General features: G+C 38.1%; 1 protein-coding gene. It reads left to right on the top strand.

From position 1 onward, the window contains the following. Window positions 1-148 precede the first annotated feature (148 nt). On the top strand, window positions 149-2,385 hold a 2,237-nt coding region (gene gyrA, locus AC1DDX_RS26480), incomplete at its 3' end, for a DNA gyrase subunit A (protein ID WP_477622933.1).

Genomic DNA, 2,385 nt, shown 5'->3' on the forward strand with positions numbered 1-2,385 from the left:
CTTAAAAAGGGGATAGAATGGGCTTAAGAATAGCCTAATTTTTACGTTAAAATTTTTCCACAATGCGCCTTAATGGCGCTTTTTTTATTAGCTTCGCAAGGTTATAAGAATACCACATTTAAATCGTTCTTAAGGAACATTAATATTTATGGCAGAAGATTTAGAAAATCAAGAAAAAGACAAAATAATAAGGATCGATATTGACGAGCAAATGAAATCAGCTTACATCGATTATTCGATGTCGGTTATCGTATCAAGGGCTCTACCTGATGTACGTGATGGATTAAAACCTGTACACCGCCGAGTGTTATATGGTATGCTCGATCTGGGATTAACAAACAACAAACCATATAAAAAATCTGCACGTATTGTAGGTGAGGTACTGGGTAAGTATCACCCACATGGTGATGCTTCTGTTTACAACACTATGGTAAGGATGGCTCAGGAATGGAGCTTACGTTATTTAATGGTTGAAGGACAGGGTAACTTTGGATCAATCGATGGTGACTTTCCAGCAGCAATGCGTTATACAGAGGCCCGCTTCCAGAAGATTGCAGAGGAAATGCTTGCTGATATCAATAAGGATACTGTAGATTTCCAGTTAAACTTTGATGATTCATTGCAAGAACCAACAGTTCTTCCGTCAAAAGTTCCAAACTTACTGATCAACGGATCATCAGGTATTGCAGTGGGTATGGCTACAAATATGCCTCCTCACAACATTACAGAAGCTATTAATGCAACAATAGCTTACATCGAAAATAACGATATTACTATTCCTGAATTAATGAAGCACATAAAAGCACCTGATTTTCCTACAGGAGCTATTATTTATGGCTACGCAGGTGTTCAGGAAGCTTTTGAAACTGGTAGAGGCCGTATTGTAATGCGCTCTAAAGCAGAAATTGAAACCACAAAGGACCGCGAAACCATTATTGTTACCGAAATACCTTACCAGGTTAATAAGGCAATGATGATCGAGCGTACTGCTGAACTTGTTGGAGAGAAAAAAATTGAAGGTATTTCAAACATTAAGGATGAGTCCAATAAAGACGGTATCCGTATTGTTTACGAAATTAAACGCGATGCCAATGCTTCAATCGTACTAAACAATCTATTCAAGCAAACTGCGCTACAAACTTCATTTAGTGTAAATAACATTGCCCTGGTTAAAGGCAGGCCGCAATTATTAAATCTAAAAGATCTGATTCAATATTTCGTTGAACACCGTCACGAAGTAGTGATCCGCAGAACTAAGTTTGAATTAGCCGAAGCAAAAAAACGTGCTCACATCTTAGAAGGCTTGTTAATTGCACTTGATCATTTAGATGAAGTAATTAACCTGATTCGTAGTTCAGATACCCCTGAAGAAGCGAGAGTAGGCTTAATGGAGAAATTTGGATTAAGTGATATTCAAGCCAGAGCCATCCTTGATATGACACTCCGCAGGTTAACTGGTCTGGAGCGTGATAAAATTAAAGATGAGTACAACGAATTAATGAAAACGATAGAATACCTACAGTCTATTTTAGATGATGAAGGTAAACGTATGCAGATCATCACTGAGGAATTAACCGAAATGAGAGAAAAATACGGTGATGAGCGTAGAACTCAGATCGTACACTCTGCAGAAGACATGAGCATGGAAGACTTCATCGAAGATGAAGATGTAGTAATTACCATTTCTCACGAAGGTTATATCAAACGTACTCCGGCAACAGAATACCGTACACAAGGTAGAGGTGGAAAAGGTTCAAAAGGCAGTGACTCAAGAAATGAAGATTTCATTGAACATATGCTAATTGCATCCAACCACAACTATATGTTATTCTTTACAGAAACAGGTCGTTGTTTCTGGTTAAGAGTATACGAAATTCCTGAAGGATCTAGATTAAGTAAAGGAAGAGCAATCCAGAACATCATTAATATCCCTAAAGAAGAAAAGATTAAGGCCTTTATTAAGGTTAAAAACCTTAAAGATCAGGAGTACCTTGAAAATAATTATATTATCATGTGTACCAAAAAAGGAACAATCAAGAAAACTTCTTTGGAGGCATATTCAAGACCTAGGGTTAATGGTATTAATGCAATCAATATCAATGAAGGTGATCAGTTACTTGAAGCAAGTTTAACCACCGGAACCAGTGAAATTGTTATGGCATTGCGCTCTGGAAGGGCAATTCGCTTTAACGAAGAAAAGGTGAGACCGATGGGTAGAACCGCAACTGGTGTTCGTGGTGTAACCCTTGCTCATGAAAATGATGAAGTAGTTGGCATGATTGCTGTTAATGATCCGGGAGCTACTGTTCTTGTTGTATCAGAAAAAGGTTATGGCAAACGTACCGACATCGAAGATTATCGCGTTACAAATAGGGGTGGTAAGGG

The organism is Pedobacter sp. 10L46_2, assembly GCF_056395165.1.